The organism is Streptomyces caeni (genome assembly GCF_042678285.1).
Lineage (GTDB): Bacteria > Actinomycetota > Actinomycetes > Streptomycetales > Streptomycetaceae > Streptomyces > Streptomyces caeni.
Genome location: NZ_JBHUDX010000021.1, coordinates 40,743 through 57,275 on the forward strand (window position 1 = coordinate 40,743; position 16,533 = coordinate 57,275).

The following is a 16,533-nucleotide window of genomic DNA, read 5'->3' on the forward strand; positions in this document are numbered from 1 at the left end:
GAACCCCCTCGCGGACGCGCACCGGCCGACGGCGGACCCACAGCAGACGCACCGCTTGCACGACTGCACGAAGGGGAAGCCATGACAGCGACGACCGACGGAAGCACCGGGGCCCTGCCGCCCCGCGCCGCCTCGGCCAGCGAAACCAACGAACCACTCCCGGAAGTGGCCGGGACCCTCGGAACCCGAGACGCCGCCGTGCGCGCCATACGGCGTGCGACGGACTTCCTGCTCGCCCGCCAGGACGCCCAGGGCTGGTGGAAGGGCGACCTGGACACGAATGTCACGATGGACGCCGAGGACCTGCTCCTTCGTCAGTTCCTGGGGATCCGCGACGAGAAGACCACCCACGCGGCAGCCCTGTTCATCCGCGGTGAGCAGCGCGAGGACGGCACCTGGGCCACCTTCTACGGCGGGCCCGGCGAACTGTCCACCACCATCGAGGCGTACGTCGCCCTGCGCCTGGCCGGAGACGCGCCGGACGAGCCCCACATGGCGAAGGCGTCCGCGTGGATCCGCGAGCAGGGCGGCATCGCCGCCTCCCGGGTCTTCACCCGCATCTGGCTCGCCCTGTTCGGCTGGTGGAAGTGGGAGGACCTGCCCGAACTGCCGCCGGAACTCATCTACTTCCCGAAGTGGATGCCGCTGAACATCTACGACTTCGGATGCTGGGCGCGGCAGACCATCGTGCCCCTCACCATCGTGTCCGCCGAGCGCCCGGTGCGGCCGGCGCCCTTCCCGCTCGACGAGCTGCACACCGACGCGAGCAACCCCAGACCGGTCAGGCCGCCGGCACCGCTGACGAGTTGGAGCGGCGTCTTCCAGCGTCTCGACAAGGGGCTGCACCGGTTCCGCAAGGTCGCGCCGCGCCGGCTGCGCAAGGCAGCCGTGAACACCGCGGCCCGCTGGATCATCGAACGGCAGGAGAACGACGGCTGCTGGGGCGGGATCCAGCCTCCCGCGGTGTACTCGATCATCGCCCTGCACCTGCTCGGCTACGACCTCCAGCACCCGGTCATGCGCGAGGGCATGGCGTCGCTCGACCGCTTCGCCGTGTGGCGCGAGGACGGCGCCCGCATGATCGAGGCCTGTCAGTCCCCGGTGTGGGACACCTGTCTGGCCACCATCGCGCTGGCCGACGCGGGCGTGCCCGCGGACCACCCGCAGCTGGTGAAGGCCGCGGAGTGGATGCTCGACGAGCAGATCGACCGGTCCGGCGACTGGGCGGTGCGCAGGCCGGGGCTGCCACCGGGCGGCTGGGCGTTCGAGTTCCACAACGACAACTACCCCGACATCGATGACACCGCCGAGGTCATCCTCGCGCTGCGCCGCGTCCGGCACCCCGACTCCGAGCGGGTCGAGAGGGCCATCGGGCGCGGTGTGCGGTGGAACCTCGGCATGCAGTCGAAGAACGGGGCCTGGGGCGCCTTCGACGTCGACAACACCAGCGCCTTCCCCAACCGGCTGCCCTTCTGCGACTTCGGCGAGGTCATCGACCCGCCGTCCGCCGACGTCACCGCGCACGTCGTCGAGATGCTGGCGGTCGAGGGTCTCTCCCACGACCCGCGCACCCGCCGCGGCATCGAGTGGCTGCTGGCGGAGCAGGAGCCCGACGGCTCCTGGTTCGGGCGCTGGGGCGTCAACTACGTCTACGGCACCGGCTCGGTGGTGCCCGCCCTGATCGCCGCCGGCATCCCGGGGGCGCATCCGGCGATCCGCCGCGCGGTCGCCTGGCTGGAGAACGCGCAGAACGACGACGGCGGCTGGGGTGAGGACCTGCGCTCCTACCGGGACGCCACGGAGTGGAGCGGCCGGGGCACCTCGACCGCCTCGCAGACGGGGTGGGCGCTGCTCGCGCTGCTTGCCGCGGGGGAGAGCGATTCCAAAGCCGTGGAGCGCGGCATCGAGTTCCTCGCCCAGACCCAGAACGAGGACGGCTCCTGGGATGAACCGTACTTCACCGGCACCGGCTTCCCCTGGGACTTCTCCATCAACTACCACCTATACCGGCAGGTCTTCCCGCTCACCGCGCTCGGCCGTTACGTCCACGGCGAGCCGTTCGCCGAGGCCAAGGGGAGCTGATGAGCCAGCAGCCCGATCCGGTCCCGCTGCTGATCGCCTGCGCGCTCGGCATCGAGCACTTCGCCCTGCGCAGCGGCGACCGGAGCGGCGCCGACGGGCCCGTCACCCTGCTCCGTACGGGCATGGGACCCAGGGCCGCCGAGCGTTCGGTCACCCGGGCGCTCGCCGACCCGGGCCACGCCCGGGCAGCCGTCCTCGCCACGGGTTTCTGCGCGGGACTCGCCCCCGGAATGCACCCCGGTGACCTGGTCGTCGCCGAGGAGGCCCGGGACCCGCGCGGCACCACCCCCTGTGTGGGCACCGACCTGCTCGTCAAGGAACTGGCGCGCACCGTCCCGGGGCGCACCGTGCACACCGGACCGCTCACCGGCTCGGACCACATCGTCCGTGGTCACAGGCGGGCGCACCTGCTGGCGACCGGTGCCGTCGCGGCCGACATGGAGTCGGCCGCTACGCTGCACACCGCCGTGCGCACGGCTGAGCGCCCGGTTGCGGCCGTCCGGGTGGTCGTGGACGCTCCAGAACATGAACTCGTCCGGATCGGCACCTTGCGCGGTGGAATATCAGCTTTCCGTGTTCTCCGTGCCGTCCTTCCTGCTTTCTTCGAATGGCACCGATCCCTGCCGCTCCCCAGGAGGTGAGCCAGATGGCCATGCCGCTGCGCCAGTCCATCAAGGTGGCGACCTATCTCTTCGAACAGAAGCTGCGCAGGCGGGACAAGTTTCCGCTCATCGTCGAGTTGGAACCCCTCTTCGCCTGCAACCTGAAGTGTGAGGGCTGTGGCAAGATCCAGCATCCGGCCGGGGTCCTGAAGCAGCGCATGCCCGTGGCCCAGGCGGTGGGGGCGGTCCTGGAGTCCGGTGCGCCGATGGTGTCGATCGCCGGCGGCGAACCGCTGATGCATCCGCAGATCGACGAGATCGTGCGACAGTTGGTCGCCCGCAGGAAGTATGTGTTCCTGTGCACCAACGCCCTGTTGCTGCGCAAGAAGATGGACCTGTTCGAGCCGTCGCCGTACTTCGCGTTCGCCGTGCACATCGACGGCCTGCGGGAGCGGCACGACGAGTCGGTGGCGAAGGAGGGCGTGTTCGACGAGGCCGTGGAGGCCATCAAGGAGGCCAAGCGCCGCGGCTTCCGGGTCACCACCAACTCGACCTTCTTCAACACCGACACCCCGCAGACCGTCATCGAGGTGCTCACCTTCCTCAATGACGAGCTGAAGGTCGACGAGATGATGATCTCGCCCGCGTACGCCTACGAGAAGGCGCCCGACCAGGAGCACTTCCTGGGCGTGGAACAGACCCGCGAACTGTTCAAGAAGGCGTTCTCCGGCGGCAACCGGCGCCGCTGGCGGCTCAACCACTCGCCGCTGTTCCTCGACTTCCTCGAAGGCAAGGTCGACTTCCCCTGCACGGCCTGGGCGATCCCCAACTACTCGCTCTTCGGCTGGCAGCGCCCCTGCTATCTGATGAGCGACGGATACGTGCCGACGTACCGGGAGCTGATCGAGAAGACCGACTGGGACAAGTACGGCCGCGGCAAGGACCCGCGCTGCGCCAACTGCATGGCGCACTGCGGCTACGAGCCCACCGCCGTGCTCGCCACCATGGGCTCTCTGAAGGAGTCCCTGCGGGCCATGCGGGAGACCGTCTCCGGGAACAACGGGTGAGGCCATGACCGCCGTCTCCCTGGGCGTCCCCGAGGTACCGGTCCGGCCGATCGCGACGCGTCGCGCCTCGCGGCGGATCCATGTCGGACCGGTGGCGGTCGGGGGCGGGGCCCCCGTGTCGGTGCAGTCGATGACGACGACCCGTACGTCGGACGTCGGCGCCACGCTGCAGCAGATCGCCGAGCTCACCGCGTCCGGCTGCCAGATCGTCCGTGTCGCCTGCCCCACGCAGGACGACGCGGACGCCCTCCCCGCCATCGCGCGCAAGTCGCAGATCCCGGTGATCGCCGACATCCACTTCCAGCCGAAGTACGTGTTCGCGGCGATCGAGGCCGGGTGCGCGGCCGTCCGCGTCAACCCGGGCAACATCAAGCAGTTCGACGACAAGGTCAAGGAGATCGCCAAGGCGGCCAAGGACCACGGCACCCCGATCCGGATCGGGGTCAACGCGGGCTCGCTCGACAGGCGGCTGCTGCAGAAGTACGGCAGGGCCACCCCGGAGGCGCTGGTCGAGTCCGCCCTGTGGGAGGCGTCCCTGTTCGAGGAGCACGGCTTCAGGGACATCAAGATCTCGGTCAAGCACAACGACCCCGTCGTGATGGTCAACGCCTACCGCCTGCTGGCCGAGCGGTGCGACTACCCGCTGCACCTGGGCGTGACGGAGGCCGGTCCCGCCTTCCAGGGCACGGTCAAGTCGGCCGTCGCCTTCGGCGCGCTGCTCTCCGAGGGCATCGGCGACACCATCCGCGTGTCGCTGTCGGCGCCGCCCGCCGAGGAGGTGAAGGTCGGCATCCAGATCCTTGAGTCCCTGGGGCTTCGGCAGCGGCGTCTGGAGATCGTCTCCTGCCCGTCGTGCGGGCGTGCCCAGGTCGACGTCTACCGGCTGGCCGACGAGGTGACGGCCGGCCTCCAGGGCATGGAGGTGCCGCTGCGGGTCGCCGTCATGGGCTGCGTGGTCAACGGTCCCGGCGAGGCGAGGGAGGCAGACCTGGGGGTGGCCTCCGGCAACGGCAAGGGCCAGATCTTCGTCAAGGGCGAGGTCATCAAGACCGTGCCGGAGTCGAAGATCGTGGAGACCCTGATCGAGGAGGCCATGAAGATCGCCGAGCAGATGGAGCAGGACGGCGCCGGCGCCGGAGAGCCGGCCGTCACCGTGAGCTGAACAGCACGGACCGAGAGGGGGCCGAGCGTGACGATCCTGGAGAACATCCGGCAACCACGAGACCTGAAAGCGCTGTCCGAGCGGCAGCTGAATCAACTGGCCGGCGAGATCAGGGAGTTCCTGGTCCATGCGGTTGCCAGGACCGGTGGTCATCTGGGGCCCAACCTGGGCGTGGTGGAACTGTCCATCGCGCTCCACCGGGCCTTCGAGTCGCCGGTCGACCGCATCCTGTGGGACACCGGCCACCAGAGCTATGTGCACAAGCTGCTGACGGGGCGCCAGGACTTCTCCAAGCTGCGTGGGAAGGGAGGGCTGTCCGGCTATCCCTCGCGCGAGGAGTCCGAGCACGACATCATCGAGAACAGCCACGCGTCCACCGCGCTCGGCTGGGCCGACGGACTCGCCAAGGCCCGCCAGGTGCAGGGGGAGAAGGGCCATGTCGTCGCGGTCATCGGCGACGGCGCGCTGACCGGCGGCATGGCCTGGGAGGCTCTCAACAACATCGCCGCCGGCAAGGACCGCCCGCTGATCATCGTCGTCAACGACAACGAGCGCTCGTACGCGCCGACCATCGGCGGCCTCGCCAACCACCTCGCCGCCCTGCGCACCACAGACGGCTACGAGAAGATGCTCGCCTGGGGCAAGGACGTGCTGCATCGCACGCCCGTCGTCGGCAACACCCTCTACGAGGCCCTGCACGGCGCGAAGAAGGGCTTCAAGGACGCGTTCGCGCCGCAGGGACTGTTCGAGGACCTGGGCCTGAAGTACGTGGGCCCGATCGACGGACACGACATCCGGGCCGTCGAGTCGGCGCTGCGTCGCGCCAAGCGGTTCCACGGCCCGGTGCTGATCCACTGCCTCACCGAGAAGGGCCGCGGCTATGAGCCCGCGCTCGCCCACGAGGAGGACCACTTCCACACTGTCGGCGTGATGGACCCGCTGACCTGTGAGCCCCTCGCCCCGTCCAACGGCCCGTCGTGGACCTCGGTGTTCGGCGACGAGATCCTGCGGATCGGCGAGGAGCGCGAGGACGTCGTGGCGATCACGGCTGCCATGCTGCACCCGGTGGGTCTGACCAAGTTCGCCGAGCGGTTCCCCGAGCGGGTGTGGGATGTCGGGATAGCGGAGCAGCACGCGGCGGTGTCCGCCGCCGGACTCGCGACCGGCGGACTGCACCCCGTCGTCGCCGTCTACGCGACCTTCCTCAACCGTGCCTTCGACCAGCTCCTGATGGACGTCGCCCTGCACCGCTGCGGGGTCACGTTCGTCCTGGACCGGGCCGGGGTCACGGGCGTGGACGGACCGTCGCACAACGGCATGTGGGACATGTCGGTCCTGCAGGTCGTACCCGGCCTCAGGATCGCGGCGCCGCGCGATGCCGGCCAGTTGCGGGCGCAGCTGCGGGAGGCGGTCGCGGTCGACGACGCACCGACCCTGATCCGCTTCCCGAAGGAGTCGGTGGGGCCCGCGATCCCGGCAGTGGACCGGGTGGGCGGCCTGGACGTCCTGCACCGCGCCGACCGGTCGCAGGTGCTTCTGGTCGCCGTCGGTGTCATGGCACCCGTCTGCCTCCAGGCCGCGGAGCTGCTGGAGGCCCGGGGCATCGGCTGCACGGTCGTGGACCCGCGGTGGGTCAAGCCCGTCGACCCGTCGCTGCCGGGCCTGGCCGCCGAGTACCGGATCGTCGCCGTGGTCGAGGACAACAGCCGGTCCGCCGGCGTCGGCTCCGCCGTCGCGCTGGCGCTCGGGGACGCCGACGTCGACGTACCGGTGCGGCGGTTCGGTGTCCCGGAGCAGTTCCTCGCGCACGCCAAACGCAGCGAGGTGCTCGCCGACATCGGTCTCACGCCCGTCGAGATCGCCGGTCGGATCAGCGCCTGCCTGGTGCCCCGACGGGCAGCGTCCGCCCCGTCACGACGCCCGGCACACTCCCCGGGGCTCTTCGGACAGGGGGCACCCCAACTCGCCGCACCGGCCGAAGACCCGAATACGTCGACGCCGCTCCTTGACGGGCGAACGCTGCCTGCCGGGGCACCGGCGGCCCAGGATGAGCCGTCCAAGGAGAAACAGGAATGACCACCCAGTCCGGGAACCGGGAGTTCGACCTCGGCGCGCTCCTGGCCGAGCGTGGGGCCGAGCGCTACGAGCTGCATGCGAAGTACCTCAACCACCAGCTCCCGCGCATGCTGCACACCATCGGCTTCGACAAGGTGTACGAGCGGGCCGAGGGCGCCCACTTCTGGGACGCGGACGGCAACGACTACCTGGATATGCTGGCCGGGTTCGGGGTGATGGGCCTGGGCCGTCACCACCCCGTCGTCCGCCGGGCGCTGCACGACGTGCTGGACGCGCAGCTCGCCGACCTCACCCGCTTCGACTGCCAGCCGCTGCCCGGGCTGCTGGCGGAGCGGCTGCTCGGCCACAGCCCGCACCTGGACCGGGTGTTCTTCGGCAACAGCGGGACGGAGGCGGTGGAGACCGCGCTGAAGTTCGCGCGCTACGCCACCGGCAGGCCGCGGATCCTCTACTGCGCCCACGCCTTCCACGGGCTGACCACCGGTTCCCTGTCCGTGAACGGCGAGTCCGGCTTCCGTGACGGCTTCGCCCCACTGCTGCCCGACACGGCGGTTCCGCTCGGCGACCTCGACGCCCTGTCGCGGGAGCTGGCGAAGGGAGACGTGGCGGCGCTCATCGTCGAGCCGATCCAGGGCAAGGGCGTCCATGAGACGCCGCCCGGCTATCTGACGGCCGCCCAGGAGCTGCTGCACAGGCACAAGGCGCTGCTGATCGCGGACGAGGTGCAGACCGGCCTCGGCCGGACGGGTGACTTCTACGCCTATCAGCACGAGAGCGGCGTGGAGCCGGACCTGGTGTGCGTGGCGAAGGCGCTCTCCGGCGGCTATGTGCCGGTCGGCGCCACCCTCGGCAAGGAGTGGATCTTCAAGAAGGTCTACTCGTCGATGGACCGGGTGCTGGTGCACTCGGCGAGCTTCGGCTCCAACGCGCAGGCCATGGCGGCGGGGCTCGCGGTCCTCTCGGTCATGGAGAACGACCAGATCGTGGCGAACGTCCGCGCCGTCGGGGAGCAGTTGAAGTCCCGGCTGGCGGCGCTCGTCGACAAGTACGAGCTGCTCAGCGACGTCCGCGGCCGCGGCCTGATGATCGGCATCGAGTTCGGGCGGCCCAGCTCACTGCGGCTGCGCAGCCGTTGGACCATGCTGCAGGCCGCCCGTAAGGGCCTGTTCGCCCAGATGGTCGTGGTACCCCTGCTGCAACGGCACCGGATCCTCACCCAGGTCTCCGGCGACCATCTGGAGGTGATCAAACTGATCCCGCCGCTGGTCATCGGCGAGAGGGACGTCGACCGGTTCGTGGAGGCGTTCACGGCGGTCATGGACGATGCGCACGGCGGCGGGCTGATGTGGGACTTCGGGAAGACGCTGATCAAACAGGCGGTGGCCAACCGGTAGCGGCGTCGGCGAATGCGATCTTGCCCCATTGGCAAAAAATTTGCCCGTGAGGCAAGGCTCGGGCTGAATGGAAGGCATGAGCCATTCCGAAGAGGGCGGACCCGGGCCGGTCGAGAGCCTGCCCGCCGTCGCACCGCAGCTGCGTGCGCTGCGCCGGCGCGCCTCGCTCACCCTGGAGGCCGCGGCCCGTGCCGCGGGGCTCTCACCCGCGCACCTCTCCCGCCTGGAGACCGGGCAGCGCCAGCCCTCGCTGCCGATGCTACTCGCGCTGGCGCGTGTGTACGGTACGACGGTCTCCGAACTGCTGGGCGAGACCGTCGCCGACCGGGCCGCGGTCGTGCGCGGCGCCGAGACGGAGCCCACCCGGGCGGGCGGCTGGACGTACTGGCAGGCGGGCGCACCGGGCCGCGGGATGCAGGCCCTGCGTGTCCATGTCCCCTTCGGCCCCCAGGCCGACATCGTGCGCGTCCACCCCGGCGAGGAGTGGCTGTACGTCCTCACGGGGCGGCTGCGGCTGCGCCTCGGCGACAGCACGCACCTGCTCGGGCCGGGCGACAGTGCGCACTACGACTCGCTGACCCCGCACCGTCTGGCGGCCACCGACCAAGACGGGGCCGATCTGCTCTACGTCCACACCCTGCTGCAAAGCCCCAGAACCGCGCTTTGCCTCGGCCTGCCCCCTGGAGAGATGCCATGACCGAGCACCCGGATACCCGCCCCCAGCCGGCTGCGATGGAGGACAAGTTCCCCCGCTCCCTGTGGATCCGTCTGATCATCTACATCGCCGCCGGTCACCTTTTCGCCGGCTTCCTCTACTTCCTGTTCGCGGTGGGCGCGAAGTAGGCGGTGTCGTCCACCGGGCGGGAGCGCGGGCGGCTCAGTCCAGCAGCCGCTCGCGCAGCCGCTCCCGCAGCCGGGGTGTGACCCTGAGCCCCTGCTCCAGATAGACCTCCACGCTGCCCCAGGTCTCCTCGACGGTCTCGAACGCCGCCGCCAGATACTCTGCCCGGGCGTCGAACAGCGGGCTGATCAGCTCCATCACCTCGGGCGAGTAGGCGTCGGCCGACGAGCCGTTGCGGTGCACCTTGTAGCGGCGGTGCTTGGCGTTCGACTCCAGGTAGTCCGCGACGATCGCCTCGCGTTCGACCCCCACCGCGAGGAGGGTCACCGCGATCGACAGACCCGCGCGGTCCTTGCCCGCCGCGCAGTGCATCAGGGCGGGCACGCTGTCCTGCGCCAGAGCGTGCAGCACGTGGGAGTGCTCGGCCGTGCGCTCCTTGATGATCCTGCGGTACGAGACGATCATGCGGTTGGCGGCCTGGCCGTCCGCGAGGAGTCCGCGCAACTGATCGAGGTCGCCGTCGCGGACCATCTTCCAGAACTCGGCGCCGTCCGCCGGATCGGACAGCGGGAGGTTGACGTTCCGCACGCCCGGCAGGTCGATGTCCGGTCCCTCCAGCTTCTTGTCCGCCGCGTTGCGGAAGTCGAAGACCGTGTGCAGGCCGAGGGAGGCGAGGAACGCGGCGTCCTTCTCCGTCGCGTGCGCGAGGTGGCCGCTGCGGAAGAGCACCCCCTGCCGAACCCGCCGTCCGTCCAAGGTCGGCAGACCGCCCACGTCACGGAAGTTGCGCACTCCGGCCAGTTCCGGCTCGGTCGACGGCACCTGCTGCGTCACGGGGGCTCCTCCCATCCGTCCGTCGGCGCTGCTCGTCGACGGGCCCTTTGACGATACGACATCGGTTCATCGGGCAATCATCGATGACCGACACCGCGGCGAACCTGGGCCGAAGCATTGCCGACGGGCCACTCCACCCCCGATGATGTTGAGACCTGATCGCACCTGTTCGGATATGTGGGGGTTTGAATGTTGGAGATCGGCGCGGACGGCCGTACCTGGCTGCTGTCGGGGCCCACGAGCAGTTACGGCCTCCGGCTCACGGGAGGCGGCGAACTGCTGCACCTGCACTGGGGCCCGCGGATCGCCCTCGCTGACGCCGAGGCCCTGGCCGCGCTGCCCGCACCGCCGTACCGGCCCTTCGAGTCCCCGCTCGACGGCCGCGAGGAGTACCCGGTCGAGGGTGGTCCCCGCTTCACCCGTCCCGCCCTGTCCGTCCGCACCGAGGAGCGCCGGGGCACCGAGTGGGTCTTCGAGGCGTACGAGGCCGACGGCGAGGAACTGCGACTGCGGTTCACCGACGACGGGCTCGCGATCACCCTCCACTACCGGATGCGCGGGGATGTGGTCGAGCGCTGGGTGACCCTCGCCAACACGGGTCCCGGCCCCGTCGAACTCCTGCGGGCCGACTCCGCGACCTGGACCCTGCCCGAGCGTGACGGCTGGCGGCTGTCGCAGTTGCACGGACGCTGGGCGGCCGAGTCCCGGCTCGTACGCTCCCCCCTCACCTACGGTGAGAAGGTCATCGGCAGCCGGCGCGGCCACACCGGGCACCAGCACCTGCCCTGGGTCGCGCTCGACGTCGACGCGACCGAGGAGCACGGCGAGGTCTACGGCTGTGCGCTCGCCTGGTCCGGTACCTGGCGGATCGCGGTGGCCCAACTCCCCGACGCGCGCGTGCAGATCACCGGTGGTGTCGGGTACGACGACTCCGGACTGCTGCGGCTGGCCGCGGGGGAGGCGTTCGTCGCTCCGGTCTTCGCGGGACTGTGGAGCGACGGCGGTCACGGCGGCGCGAGCCGCGCCTGGCACGCCTACCAGCGGGCGTACGTCATCCCGGACGCGGACCGTGACCGGCCGGTGCTCTACAACTCCTGGGAGGCCACCGGGTTCGACGTCTCCGAGGAGCAGCAGGCGGCGCTCGCACGACGGGCGGCGGCGATCGGTGTCGAGTTGTTCGTGGTCGACGACGGCTGGTTCGGCGCCCGCACCAGCGACCGTGCGGGACTCGGCGACTGGAGCCCCAACCCCGACCGCTTTCCGTCGGGCCTCAAGCCCCTCGCCGACCATGTGCACGCCCTCGGGATGCAGTTCGGCATCTGGGTGGAGCCCGAGATGGTCAACCCGGACAGCGACCTCTACCGCGCGCACCCCGACTGGGTGCAGCATCAAAAGGGGCGAAAGCGGACTGAATTTCGCAATCAGCTCGTGCTGGACCTCGCCCGCGACGACGTCCGGGAGTATCTGTGGCAGCAACTCGACGGGCTGCTCTCCAGCGCCCCGATCGATTATGTGAAGTGGGACTTCAACCGCTGCTTCACCGATGCCGGCCGGCCCGGCGAATCCTATCCGCAGCGCCTGTGGGTCGATCATGTGCGCGCCCTGTACGCGCTGGTGGACCGCTTGCGTGCGGCGCACCCCACGGTCGCCTTCGAGTCCTGCTCGGGCGGCGGCGGACGCGTGGACCTCGGGGTCATGAGCCGTACGGACCAGGTGTGGACCTCCGACAACACCGACCCGCTCGACCGGCTCGCCATCCAGCACGGCTTCAGCCAGATCCATCCGGCCCGGGTCATGGCCGCCTGGGTCACCGACAGCCCGAACACGCAGCTCAACGGGCGCGTCAGCGCGCCGCGCTTCCGGTTCGTGAGTGCCATGGCCGGGGTGCTCGGCGTCGGCGGCGACCTCATGGAGTGGAGTGAGGAGGAGCTGGCCGAGGCTCGGGACTGGGTCGGTCTCTACAAGGAGATCCGCCCCGTCGTCCAGCGCGGCGAGCTGTATCGGCTGCGCCCCCCGGCGGGCGGGCTGAGTGCGGTCCAGTACGTGCTCGATGAGCAGGCGGTCGTTCTCGCCTGGCTCCAGGCGCAGCACTACGGTGAGCCGGTCGCTCCGCTGCGGTTGCGCGGACTCGACCCGGAAGCCAGGTATGAATGCCGCGAAACGGGCGAAGTGCATCGAGGTGCGGTGCTGCTGCATCACGGACTGCGGGCCGCTCTGCAGGGCGACTTCGATGCGACGGTTATCCGGCTGCGTCGCATCTGAGAGTGTTGTCCGAATTGATGCCTTCCTTCCAACTCTGCCTGGAATAGGGCCAGTAAAATCGCGGTACGTGAGCAGCGTCATATTTGTGACGGTCCGTTGTCGCCATGTTCACGTAATTGTGGCTTCTTTCCGGGGTGATTGAGGATTCCTCCGCATCTCGTGTCGACACAGGGTCACCGGTAATTTCCGCAAGGATCAAGAGAAATGGGCGCATGGGGGAAACCGAATGTTGTCCCCATGCGTCCGGGTCGCTTACGTTCCCCTCGATCCGGGTGGAACGCCGAATCCTGCCGCCGCCCGGTGCCCGCACTCTCACCCTTGCCCGGCAGGAGCGGGGGACCCACAGGCAAGACGCCTGTTCCGGTCTCCGGAACGGCTAGGGGTAAAGCCGCGCACCGCCGCGGCCGGACATCTCCAGTCCGCACCCGACAGCTCACCTCGCAGGCGCCGGAGAGGAATTCGACATGCCTGCAAAAGGTAAGCACCGCCGTCTCAAGCCCCGTCGCCTCCTGCGCTCCATGGCCGTCGTAGGAACCGGCGGCGCCGCGCTCGCACTGCCGTTGCTGGGCGCGACCGACGCGCATGCCGCCGCCCCCGCGGCATCCGTCTCCGGGAAGGCCGTCTCCGCGGCTCCGGTCGCCGCCAAGAAGGCCGCCGTCAAGGTCGCCGTCGTCAGCACCTACACGGTGAAGCCCGGCGACTGCCTGTCGCGGATCGCCGCGGACCAGCACGTCGCCGGTGGCTGGAAGAAGCTCTACCAGGACAACCGCGCGGTCATCGGCTCCGACCCGTCGCTGATCCGTCCCGGCCAGAAGCTGACGCTCGGCGGCACCGCCGTCGCGGCCGCTTCCTCCGCCGCGACGTCCCAGACCTCCGCGACCACGAAGACGACGGCACCCAAGACCGCGACCGCCGCCACCGGCTACACCCTGCCGGTCCAGGGCGTCGCCATCGGCACCAGGTACCGCGTCGCGGGCAGCATGTGGTCCAGCGGCTACCACACCGGCATCGACTTCGCCGTCCCGACCGGCACCAGCCTCAAGGCCGTGGGCGCCGGCACCGTCGCCTCCGCGGGCTGGGGCGGCGCGTACGGCAACCAGGTCGTCGTCAGGCTCGCCGACGGCTACTACGCGCAGTACGCCCACCTGTCGAAGCTGTCCGTCTCCGCCGGCCAGACCGTGACCGCCGGTCAGCAGGTGGGCCTCTCCGGCGCCACCGGCAACGTCACCGGACCGCACCTGCACTTCGAGATCCGTACGACCCCGAACTACGGCTCGGACGTGGACCCGGTCGCCTACCTGCGCTCGCACGGCGTGTCCATCGGCTGACCCGCACGGCCCGCCGGACACCGAAGGCCGGACCCCTCGTTCCCGGGGTCCGGCCTTCAGCCGTGCACTCGGTGCGCAGGACGGCCCTTTGCCCGGCGTCCCGCCCAACAGCCCCGCCCGGAGACGTGTTCCCGACGCGGCCGCCCACGCCCCGTGGCCCTTCTCACCGCCCGTCAACCCTTTCCTACGGTCGCGTAGCTCACATGGGAAGGTGAATCATGGGCCGACGTGGCAGACGATTCGAAGAATGACAACAGATCAGTGATCGGGTCGTACGTGGCGGTGGGGGACAGCTTCACCGAGGGCGTCGGCGACCCCGGCCCCGACGGGCAGTTCGTCGGCTGGGCCGACCGGTTCGCGGTCCTTCTCGCCGACCGGCGGCCGGAAGGCGACTTCAAGTACACGAACCTCGCGGTGCGCGGCAAGCTGCTCGACCAGATCGTCGCGGACCAGGTCCCGAAGGCCCTCGAACTCGCCCCGGACCTGGTCTCCTTCTGCGCCGGAGGCAACGACATCATCCGGCCCGGCACCGACCCCGACGACGTCGCCGAGCGCTTCGAGCGCGCCGTCGCCGACCTCACCTCCGCCGTCGGCACCGTCATGGTGACCACCGGCTTCGACACGCGCGGTGTGCCCGTGCTCAAGCATCTGCGCGGCAAGATCGCCACCTACAACGGGCACGTCCGGGCGATCGCGGACCGGTACGGCTGCCCGGTCCTCGACCTGTGGTCGCTCAAGACGGTCCAGGACCGGCGTGCCTGGGACGACGACCGTCTCCATCTCTCGGCCGAGGGGCACACCCGGGTCGCTCTGCGGGCGGGCCAGGTCCTCGGCATCGAGGTCTCCGCCGACCCCGATCAGCCGTGGCCGCCGCTGCCGCCGCGCGGCACGCTCGAGGTGCGGCGCGACGACATCCAATGGGCGCGTGAGCACCTGGTCCCCTGGATCGGGCGCCGACTGCGCGGGGAGTCCTCCGGCGACCGCGTCATGGCGAAGGGAGCCCTGTCCCCGGACGACATCAAGACGAGGATCGCGCAGGCCGTGTGACCCCGACCACCGCGACCGGCGCGGCCCGGGCCACGCGCCCGGGCCGCCGCCGGCGCATCCCCGAGGGGGAGCGGCCCCGGCCCTGCCGTCACGACGGGCCGGAACCCCGCGGATGCGACATCGCGTCCGCACATCGCGCGGCGGCACTTGCGACCCGGTGCTGTCAGCGGCGCCGCCCATAATGGGATGCCCGACTCGACTCCAACTGGAGGTGCCGTGACCGGTTTCCGTTCCCTGAGCTCCGGGCTCCGCTCGATGCGGCCCATCGCGTTCGGCGCGGACCCGAGCGGGGAACGCCTGGAGCGCATCCGCAGATCGCCGCATTTCGCGAACGGCGCCTTCGTGAACCCGGAGGGCACCCGGGTCCGGCCGTCCGGCAACTCCGCGGTGGAGCTGGCGAAGGTCTACTTCCGCAAGGAGGAGCGTGTCCGCCGCGCCCCGGCCGGCACGGTTCCCGTGCACCCGACCACGTACGCCGACCTGGCCCGTCCCCCGGCGAGCGGGTTGCGGCTGACATGGATGGGGCACGCCGGCGTGCTCGCCGAGATCGACGGACACCGGGTGCTCTTCGACCCGGTGTGGGGCGACCGCTGTTCCCCCTTCGGCTTCATCGGCCCCAAGCGGCTGCATCCAGTGCCCCTGCCGTCGGCCGCACTCGGTCCCGTCGACGTGGTCGTCATCTCCCACGACCACTACGACCACCTCGACCTGCCCACCATCAAGGCCCTGGCGGCCACGGACACCGTGTTCGCGATACCGCTCGGTGTCGGCGCCCACCTGGAGCACTGGGGCGTGTCTGCGGACCGGCTGCGCGAGCTGGACTGGCACGAGTCGACGAAGGTCGGCGGCATCACCCTGACCGCCACGCCCGCCCGCCACTTCTGCGGCCGGGGTCTGCGCAACGGACAGCACACGCTGTGGGCGTCGTGGTCCGTGGCCGGCGAGGAGCACCGTATCTATCACAGCGGTGACACCGGCTACTTCGACGGCTTCAAGGACATCGGCGCCGCGCACGGGCCGTTCGACGCCACGATGATCCAGATCGGGGCGTACTCGGACTTCTGGCCGGACATCCACATGACGCCCGAGGAGGGCATGCGCGCCCACCTCGACCTCCAGGGCGGGCAGCCGCACGGCGCGATGCTGCCGATCCACTGGGCCACCTTCAACCTGGCGCCGCACCCCTGGGCCGAGCCCGGCGAATGGACACTGGCCGCAGCCGGCGCGGTCGGACAGGCAGTCGCCGTCCCTGTCCCAGGCCAGCCCTTCGAGCCCGCCGGCGACCTCCCCGCACGCCGCTGGTGGCGGGATGTGTCCCCGCCGCTGAACCGCACATGGCCGGTTCCGCAGATCGCCCCGGAGGCGCCTCGCGACGATCTCGACCTCGTGGGGGAGGGCTGACCGAGGACGCACTGAAGCGGGTGAACGGGTGAATGGCGCCGAGACAGAGAGGACTGTGCTGGGCCGGCCACTGTCCTGACGGAGAACCACGAACGCGCGTGCCGAAGTGCTGTGGCGTGGCTACGCCGCCGTCAGCCCGGACGTGCGCGGGGCCGCCGACATGTACCTCCACGAGATCGCCACCACCCAGACCCGGGACCTATCGACCTGGCTCGGCAACCGCCAGACATGGCCAGAGGAATGGAACCGCACCTGGGACATGAGCAGCGCGACACTACGGCTGACGCCCGAGCTGACCCAGGAACTCGTCGAGAAGATGCACGCGCTCGTCGACGCCTACCGCGACCGGGCCGCCGACGAAGACGACGCCAACACCGCCCAGGTACGCATCCACACACACGCGTTCCCCCTCACCACGGAGTGAAAGGCCACAGCCC

The 16,533-nt window shown here is 70.2% G+C and carries 13 protein-coding genes, 1 pseudogene and 1 riboswitch; of the genes and pseudogenes, 13 read left to right on the plus strand and 1 reads right to left on the minus strand.

The window, feature by feature from the left end; translation table 11 throughout:
* Positions 1 to 81 precede the first annotated feature (81 nt).
* From shc to ACFSL4_RS08615, 8 genes are all read left to right on the plus strand, one after another.
* Positions 82 to 2,082 carry a squalene--hopene cyclase gene (shc, locus tag ACFSL4_RS08580; protein ID WP_381080222.1) on the plus strand — a complete coding sequence of 667 codons (2,001 nt, stop codon included), beginning with the start codon at positions 82 to 84 and terminating at the stop codon, positions 2,080 to 2,082.
* Positions 2,082 to 2,723 carry a phosphorylase family protein gene (locus tag ACFSL4_RS08585; protein WP_381080224.1) on the plus strand — a complete coding sequence of 214 codons (642 nt, stop codon included), beginning with the start codon at positions 2,082 to 2,084 and terminating at the stop codon, positions 2,721 to 2,723. The genes shc and ACFSL4_RS08585 overlap by 1 nt, the downstream gene beginning before the upstream one ends.
* A gap of 5 nt (positions 2,724 to 2,728) precedes the next feature.
* The gene (hpnH, locus tag ACFSL4_RS08590; RefSeq protein WP_381080226.1) at positions 2,729 to 3,751 is read left to right on the plus strand and encodes an adenosyl-hopene transferase HpnH; all 1,023 of its coding nucleotides are present in this window, start codon (positions 2,729 to 2,731) and stop codon (positions 3,749 to 3,751) included.
* Positions 3,752 to 3,755: 4 nt separating this feature from the next.
* A complete protein-coding gene (gene ispG, locus ACFSL4_RS08595) occupies positions 3,756 to 4,913 on the plus strand; it encodes a flavodoxin-dependent (E)-4-hydroxy-3-methylbut-2-enyl-diphosphate synthase (RefSeq protein ID WP_381080228.1) in 1,158 nt (385 codons plus the stop codon).
* A 27-nt stretch (positions 4,914 to 4,940) separates the two neighbouring features.
* Positions 4,941 to 6,989 (plus strand): 1-deoxy-D-xylulose-5-phosphate synthase, encoded by a 2,049-nt coding sequence (gene dxs / locus ACFSL4_RS08600; RefSeq protein ID WP_381080229.1) that lies wholly within the window; start codon positions 4,941 to 4,943, stop codon positions 6,987 to 6,989.
* Positions 6,986 to 8,383 (plus strand): aspartate aminotransferase family protein, encoded by a 1,398-nt coding sequence (locus ACFSL4_RS08605; RefSeq protein ID WP_381080230.1) that lies wholly within the window; start codon positions 6,986 to 6,988, stop codon positions 8,381 to 8,383. The genes dxs and ACFSL4_RS08605 overlap by 4 nt, the downstream gene beginning before the upstream one ends.
* A gap of 76 nt (positions 8,384 to 8,459) precedes the next feature.
* Entirely contained in the window at positions 8,460 to 9,080 is a 621-nt protein-coding gene (locus ACFSL4_RS08610) for a helix-turn-helix domain-containing protein (RefSeq protein WP_381080232.1), read from the plus strand.
* Complete coding sequence (locus tag ACFSL4_RS08615; protein WP_381080234.1) at positions 9,077 to 9,226, plus strand: DUF6126 family protein; 150 nt, start codon at positions 9,077 to 9,079, stop codon at positions 9,224 to 9,226. Before ACFSL4_RS08610 ends, ACFSL4_RS08615 begins: the two co-directional genes overlap by 4 nt.
* Positions 9,227 to 9,260: 34 nt before the next feature.
* Here ACFSL4_RS08615 and ACFSL4_RS08620 read toward each other — a convergent pair whose 3' ends face one another.
* On the minus strand, positions 9,261 to 10,058 hold the full coding sequence (locus ACFSL4_RS08620; RefSeq protein ID WP_381080236.1) for a tyrosine-protein phosphatase: 798 nt from the start codon (positions 10,056 to 10,058) through the stop codon (positions 9,261 to 9,263).
* A gap of 189 nt (positions 10,059 to 10,247) precedes the next feature.
* Between ACFSL4_RS08620 and ACFSL4_RS08625 the strand changes: the two genes are divergently transcribed.
* The 5 genes and pseudogenes from ACFSL4_RS08625 to ACFSL4_RS08645 all read left to right on the plus strand — a co-directional run.
* Positions 10,248 to 12,320, plus strand: coding sequence for an alpha-galactosidase (locus ACFSL4_RS08625; protein WP_381080238.1), 2,073 nt, complete (start codon positions 10,248 to 10,250; stop codon positions 12,318 to 12,320).
* A 303-nt stretch (positions 12,321 to 12,623) separates the two neighbouring features.
* Positions 12,624 to 12,780, plus strand: a riboswitch (cyclic di-AMP (ydaO/yuaA leader).
* A gap of 4 nt (positions 12,781 to 12,784) precedes the next feature.
* Entirely contained in the window at positions 12,785 to 13,648 is an 864-nt protein-coding gene (locus ACFSL4_RS08630; protein ID WP_381080240.1) for a M23 family metallopeptidase, read from the plus strand.
* Between the two features lie 261 nt (positions 13,649 to 13,909).
* A complete protein-coding gene (locus tag ACFSL4_RS08635) occupies positions 13,910 to 14,695 on the plus strand; it encodes an SGNH/GDSL hydrolase family protein (RefSeq protein WP_381080333.1) in 786 nt (261 codons plus the stop codon).
* A gap of 216 nt (positions 14,696 to 14,911) precedes the next feature.
* On the plus strand, positions 14,912 to 16,096 hold the full coding sequence (locus tag ACFSL4_RS08640; protein WP_381080242.1) for an MBL fold metallo-hydrolase: 1,185 nt from the start codon (positions 14,912 to 14,914) through the stop codon (positions 16,094 to 16,096).
* A gap of 136 nt (positions 16,097 to 16,232) precedes the next feature.
* Positions 16,233 to 16,520: pseudogene (locus ACFSL4_RS08645) on the plus strand (transcriptional regulator); the annotation flags it as partial.
* Positions 16,521 to 16,533 lie beyond the last annotated feature (13 nt).